The 6631-nt window shown below is 67.4% G+C and carries 3 protein-coding genes and 1 pseudogene; 3 read left to right on the forward strand and 1 reads right to left on the reverse strand.

The window, feature by feature from the left end:
• Positions 1–124 precede the first annotated feature (124 nt).
• A pseudogene (locus ACIPIA_RS08100) lies at positions 125–1006 on the reverse strand (LysR family transcriptional regulator); the annotation flags it as partial.
• Between the two features lie 108 nt (positions 1007–1114).
• On the opposite strand from ACIPIA_RS08100, the gene ACIPIA_RS08105 reads away from it, so the two are divergent.
• From ACIPIA_RS08105 to ACIPIA_RS08115, 3 genes are all read left to right on the forward strand, one after another.
• Entirely contained in the window at positions 1115–1951 is an 837-nt protein-coding gene (locus tag ACIPIA_RS08105) for an alpha/beta hydrolase fold domain-containing protein (RefSeq protein WP_400508373.1), read from the forward strand.
• Between the two features lie 51 nt (positions 1952–2002).
• Entirely contained in the window at positions 2003–3202 is a 1200-nt protein-coding gene (locus ACIPIA_RS08110) for an efflux RND transporter periplasmic adaptor subunit (RefSeq protein ID WP_400508375.1), read from the forward strand.
• A 79-nt stretch (positions 3203–3281) separates the two neighbouring features.
• Entirely contained in the window at positions 3282–6461 is a 3180-nt protein-coding gene (locus tag ACIPIA_RS08115; protein WP_400508377.1) for an efflux RND transporter permease subunit, read from the forward strand.
• The last annotated feature ends 170 nt before the right edge of the window (positions 6462–6631 follow it).

A 6631-nucleotide genomic window follows, 5' to 3' on the forward strand; every position in this document is an offset into this window, starting at 1 on the left:
TGCCGCTCGAAGGCAGCTGATCGGCCTTCGGCGAGGTTGGCGCAGGCATCGCCGGCAAAATCCCGGGCAGGCAGCCGGGCGGGAAGCCGGCGCCGCGCGTCAGGACGAACTCTTCGCGCGCGAACAGCTCCGCCAGCCAATCGACGAAGACGCGCACCTTGTTGCTGAGATGACGGTTCGGCGGATAGACGATGTGCAGCGGCTTCGGCGCCGTGCACCAGTCCAGCAGCAGCGGCACCAGTCGTCCGTCCGCGACAGGGACGCGCGCCATGAAGGTCGGCAACTGCATGATGCCGTGGCTGGCAAGCCCGGCGGCGAGATAGCCCATGCCGTCATTGAGCGCGACGGCGTAGCGCGCGGTGACCTCGATCGTCTCGCTGCGGTTCTGGTAGATCATCGGTAGCACCCGCCCGCCAAGGGCCGGCCGATAGGCGACGATCTGGTGCCCGTTTTCGATGTCGCGCGGATGCAACGGCGTGCCGAAGCGAGCGAGATAGTCGGGCGTCGCGCAGGTGATGAGCTGCATCTCGCCAATGCGCCGTGCGATCAGGCTCTGGTCGACGATCTCGCCGGCCCGCACCGCACAATCGAGGTTCTCGCCGATCAGATCGGCCGGCCGGTCGCTCAGGCCGAGATCGAGCTGGATATCGGGATAGCGCGCATGGAACTCGTGCAGCGCCGGGATGATCACGGAGACCGCCAGCGACGAGCTGCAGTCGACCCTCAGACGCCCGCTCGGCCGCGCCTGCGCCAGCGTGAGGCTGGCATCGAGCTCGGAAAGTTCGTCGAGCAGGCGCAGCGCACGCTCGTAATAGGCTGCGCCGTCCATGGTCACCGTCACGCGCCGCGTCGTCCGGTTCAGGAGCTTGGCGCGCAGATGCGCCTCGAGCTGCTGGATCAACTTGGTGACGGTCGGCTTCGGCATGTCCAGGAGATCGGCGGCGCGCGTGAAGGTCCCGGTCTCGACGACCCGCACGAAGGCCCGCATCGCGGCAAGCTGGTCCATAAGCCCTCTGATTGTTTCCCTACGTGAACAATGAATGAGCGAATAGCGTATTTATTCCGGAATGCCGATTCACTATCTCGTGCTGCAACGCAACAGCGAGGGTGAGCCATGCCCGCGATCGCCGCGCAGAAACTGCAACCGATCCTCTCCGTCTTCTGGCGGGAGGAAACCCTGAGCGCCCGTGGAGAGAGCTTCACCGGCCGCCTGTACGTTCCCGCCGAAGTTCCGGACAATGCCGGCCTCGTGTTGCACCTGCATGGTGGCCACTTCAACAGCGGCTCGCCGGCACAGGGGCAGGCCGTCGCCACCGCGCTGACGGAAGCCGGCGCGGTCGTCTTCTCGCTCTCCTATCCGCTCGCGCCGGTGCAGCGCTTCCCCGAGACGCTGGAGCGCATCTATGCAGCGCTCGAGGCGCTTGCCAGGGGGCGCAATCGCTGGGCGACGCGCGGTGCGCCGCTCTACATCGCCGGCGAGGAAGCCGGCGGTAATCTCGCCGCGGCGCTGGCCATGATGGCGCGCGATCGCGGCGGCCCGGCGCTGGCCGGCCAGATCCTGTTCTCGCCGATGCTCGACGCCTGCCTCGGCACCGCTTCGCTGCGCGGCGCGCAGGCCGGCCCGGTCGGCTGCCGCTGGGCCGATGGCTGGGCCGACTATCTCGGCACGCCCGAGCGCGCCGCTCATCCCTATGCGGCACCACTCCAGGCAACGCGCCTCGCCGGCCTGCCCCCGGCCCTGCTGATCAGCGGGCAGGACGACCCGATGCGTGATGAAGCCGCGCAGTACGCCTCCCGCCTCGGCCAGGCCGGCATCGCCGTCCGCCATGTCGAGTTCACCGCGCCGACGCGCTGGCCGCAGGCCTATGCGGATGCGGCCGAGGAAGGCTCCTGTCTCTGCAAGAGCTGCGGCGAAATCGCCGCCTTCTATGAACGGACCGCGCCCTCCTAGCGGCCCGCCCCTCCCGAACACCCCCAGCATCTCCAAGGAAGGACCGACCCCATGATTCCGGGAACGAACCGTCGCGGCCTTTTAGCCGGCCTCACCGCCTCCGTCGCACTGAGCGCCGTCGCGGTCTTCACCCTCTCCGGCACCCGCGCTCAGGGCGACACCGCTCCTGCCGCTCCGCCTGCCGTCCCCGTCTCGGTCGCGACGGTCGAGGCGCGCGAGGTCGTGCCCTGGGCCGAATTCTCCGGTCGGCTGGAGGCGATCGAGCGCGTCGAGCTGCGGTCGCGCGTCGCTGGTGTCGTCGAGGCCGTGCATTTCCGCGAGGGCAATCTCGTGAAGCGGGGCGACCTGCTCGTCAGCATCGACCAGGCGCCGTATCTCGCCGACCTCCAGCGCGCCGAAGCGCAGGTGCAGGGCGCGAAGGCGCGGGTCGCGCTGGCCGAGAGCGAGAACGAGCGCGGCCAGCAGTTGCTGGCGACCCGCAACCTCTCCCAGCGCGATGTCGACACGCGCGTGAACAATCTGCGGGAGGCGCAGGCCAATCTTCAGGCCGCCGAAGCCGCCCGCCGCACCGCACAGCTCAATCTCGACTACACCCAGATCCGCGCCCCGATCAGCGGCCGCATCGGCCGGCTCGACGTCACCGTCGGCAACCTGATCGCGGCCGGCGGGCAGGTCCTGACCTCGCTGCTCTCGGTCGATCCGATCTATGCCGCATTCAATGCCGACGAACGCAGCGTGCTCGACGCCCTCGCCTCGCTGCCGGACGGTTCGCGGGCGCTGGAACAGATTCCGGTCCGGCTCACCACAGCGACGGCGCAAGTAGCGCAGTTCACCGGCAAGCTGCATTTCGTCGATAACGGCATCGACGGCGCCAGCGGCACGGTCCGCGTTCGCGCCCGGCTCGACAATCCCGACGGCAGGCTGATGCCCGGCCAGTTCGTCCGGGTCCAGCTCGGTCAGGCCAAGGCCGAGCAGCAACTCGTCATCAACGAGCGCGCCGTCGGCACCGACCAGAACAAGAAGTTCGTCTTCGTGGTCGGCGACGATGCCAAGGCGGCCTGGCGCGAGGTCTCGCTCGGCGCCGCCCATGACGGGCTGCGCGTCGTGAATGCCGGCCTGAAGCCCGGCGAGCGCATCATCGTCAACGGCCTGCAGCGCGTGCGCCCCGGCGCGACGGTCGCGCCCGAGCCGGTGCCGATGGCCGAAAAGAGCGAACTCAAGAAGACGGCGACCGAACTCGCGCAACGCTGACCAGCACGACCAGCCACGGATGCCGCAAGAGCGGGTCCGTGGCCACAGGTCCAATAAGCCGCTCGAAAGGGGGCGCACAATGAACCTCTCGAAATTCTTCATCGACCGGCCGATCTTCGCGGCGGTCCTCTCTGTCCTCATTTTCCTGGCAGGGCTGCTCTCGATCAGGGCCCTGCCGATCTCGGAATATCCCGAAGTCGTCCCGCCGACGGTCGTCGTGCGGGCGCAGTATCCCGGCGCCAGCCCGCGCGTGATCGCCGAGACGGTGGCGACGCCGATTGAAGAGCAGATCAACGGCGTCGAGGGCATGCTCTACATGTCGAGCCAGGCGACGACCGACGGCGTCATGACGCTGAACGTCACCTTCCGGCTCGGCACCGACCCGGACAAGGCCCAGCAGCTGGTGCAGAACCGCGTCAGCCAGGCCGAGCCGCGCCTGCCCGAGGAGGTGCGCCGGCTCGGCGTCACCACGGTCAAGAGCTCGCCGGACCTGACGATGGTGGTGCATATCACCTCGCCGAACGGTCGCTACGACATGACCTATCTGCGCAACTACGCGGTGCTGAACGTCAAGGACCGGCTCGCCCGCATCGACGGCGTCGGGCAGGTCCAGCTCTTCGGCTCGGGCGACTATTCGATGCGCGTCTGGCTCGACCCGCAGAAGGTTGCCGAGCACGGCCTCTCCCCCGGCGATGTCGTGCGCGAGATCCGCGCCCAGAACGTCCAGGCCGCGGCCGGCGTCATCGGCGCCTCGCCGAATGCGCCGGGCCTCGACCTGCAGCTTTCTGTGAACGCCCAGGGCCGCCTCCAGAACGAGGAGCAGTTCGGCGAGATCATCGTCAAGACCGCGGCCGACGGCGCGGTGGTCCGGCTGAAGGACATCTCCCGCATCGAGCTCGGCGCGGCGGATTACGCGCTGCGCTCGCTGCTCAACGGCAAGTCGGCCGTCGCCGTCCCCGTTTTCCAGGCGCCGGGCTCGAACGCCATCGCGATCGCCGACCGCGTCCAGGAGACGATGCGCGAGATCAAGCAGAACATGCCCGAGGGCGTGGACTACTCGATCGTCTACGACACCACCCAGTTCGTGCGCGCCTCGATCAAGGCGGTGATCTCGACGCTGCTCGAAGCCGTCGCGCTCGTCGTGCTCGTGGTCATCGTCTTCCTGCAGACCTGGCGCGCCTCGATCATTCCGCTCGTCGCCGTGCCAGTCTCGGTCGTCGGCACCTTCGCGGTGATGTATCTCATGGGCTTCTCGATCAATGCGCTCAGCCTGTTCGGGCTGGTGCTCGCCATCGGCATCGTCGTCGACGACGCGATCGTCGTGGTCGAGAACGTCGAGCGCAACATCGAGAACGGTCTCTCGCCGCGCGAAGCCACCTACAAGGCGATGCGCGAGGTCTCCGGCCCGATCATCGCGATCGCCCTTGTTCTGGTCGCGGTCTTCGTGCCGCTGGCCTTCATCTCGGGCCTGACCGGGCAGTTCTACCGCCAGTTCGCGCTGACCATCGCGATCTCGACGGTGATCTCGGCGATCAACTCGCTGACGCTGTCGCCGGCTCTCGCCGCGCTGCTCCTCAAGGGCCATCACGCCCCGAAGGATGCGCTGACGCGCTTCATGGACAAGCTGTTCGGCTGGTTCTTCCGCGCCTTCAACCGCTTCTTCAACCGCTCGTCCGAGGCCTATGGCGGCGGCGTGCGCCGGGTTATCTCGCATCGCGCGGTGATGCTGGCGGTCTATGTCGTGCTGCTCGGGGCGACCGGCGTTCTGTTCAAGGCGGTGCCCTCGGGCTTCGTCCCCGGCCAGGACAAGCAATATCTCGTCGGCTTCGCCCAGTTGCCCGATGCCGCGACGCTCGACCGCACGGAGGATGTCATCCGCCGCATGGACGAGATCGCGCTGAAGCACCCGGGCGTCGAGAACGCGATCTCCTTCCCCGGCCTCTCGATCAACGGTTTCACCAACTCGTCGAATTCCGGCATCGTCTTCGTCGGCCTGAAGCCCTTCGACCAGCGCAGGGATCCGTCCTTGAGCGGCAACGCCATCGCGATGCAGCTCAACAAGGAATTCTCAGGCATCAAGGAAGCCTTCATCGCGATGTTCCCGCCGCCGCCCGTTCAGGGCCTCGGCACGATCGGCGGCTTCAAGCTGCAGATCGAGGATCGCGCCGGGCTGGGCTATGCCGCGCTCGACGAGGCGACCAAGGCCTTCATGGGCAAGGCGGCGCAGGCGCCGGAGATCGCCGGCATGTTCTCGAGCTTCCAGGTCAATGTCCCGCAGCTCTATGCCGATATCGACCGCACCAAGGCCCGCCAGCTCGGCGTGCCCGTGACGGAGGTGTTCGACACGCTCCAGACCTATCTCGGCTCGACCTATGTCAACGACTTCAACCGCTTCGGCCGCACCTACACCGTGCGCGTGCAGGCCGATGCGCCTTTCCGCGCCCAGCCGGAGCATATCGGCCAGCTCAAGCTGCGTTCGAGCTCGGGCGAGATGATCCCGCTCAGCGCGGTGCTGAACGTGCGCACCGATTCAGGCCCCGAACGCGCCATGCGCTATAACGGCTTCCTCTCGGCCGACATCAATGCCGGCGCAGCCCCGGGCTTCTCTTCGGGACAGGCGCAGGAGGCGGTGGAGCGCATCGCGAAGGAGACCCTGCCGAAGGGCTTCGCCTTCGAATGGACCGAGCTGACCTATCAGGAGATCCTGGCCGGCAATTCGGCGGTCATTGTCTTCCCCGTGGCGATCCTGCTGGTCTTCCTGGTGCTGGCCGCCCAGTACGAGAGCATGACGCTGCCGATCGCGATCCTGCTGATCATCCCGATGGGCCTGCTCGCGGCACTGACCGGCGTCTGGCTCTCGGGCGGAGACAACAACGTCTTCACCCAGATCGGCCTCGTCGTTCTGGTCGGGCTATCCGCCAAGAATGCCATCCTGATCGTCGAATTCGCTCGAGAGCTCGAATTCGAGGGCAGGACGCCGGTCGAGGCCGCGATCGAGGCCAGCCGCCTGCGCCTGCGTCCGATCCTGATGACCTCGCTCGCCTTCGTCATGGGCGTGGTGCCGCTGGTGATCTCGACCGGGGCCGGCGCCGAGATGCGGCAGGCGATGGGCATCGCGGTCTTCGCCGGCATGATCGGCGTCACGGCCTTTGGCATCTTCCTGACGCCGGTCTTCTACGTGCTGATGAGGAAACTTGCGGGCAACCGCCCGCTCGCCCGGCACGATATCGAGCAGCCTGTGTTGCAGGCCGCCGAGTAAGCCGTCGAGAAGCCGTCTCCGTCCACCCGGCCGGAGGCGGCTTCGCATTGTTAGTCTCAGCGATAGCGTCGCTGCGCGATGAGATGGCGATCATGGTGAGCAGGATCGCCGGTAACGCATGTTGCAAGGTCCGGCCCAAACGATGGGCCTGGCGCAAGCCGATGCGCATC

Origin of the sequence: Allobosea sp. CER48, assembly GCF_044752385.1 — a bacterium.
Classification (GTDB): Bacteria; Pseudomonadota; Alphaproteobacteria; order Rhizobiales; family Beijerinckiaceae; genus Allobosea.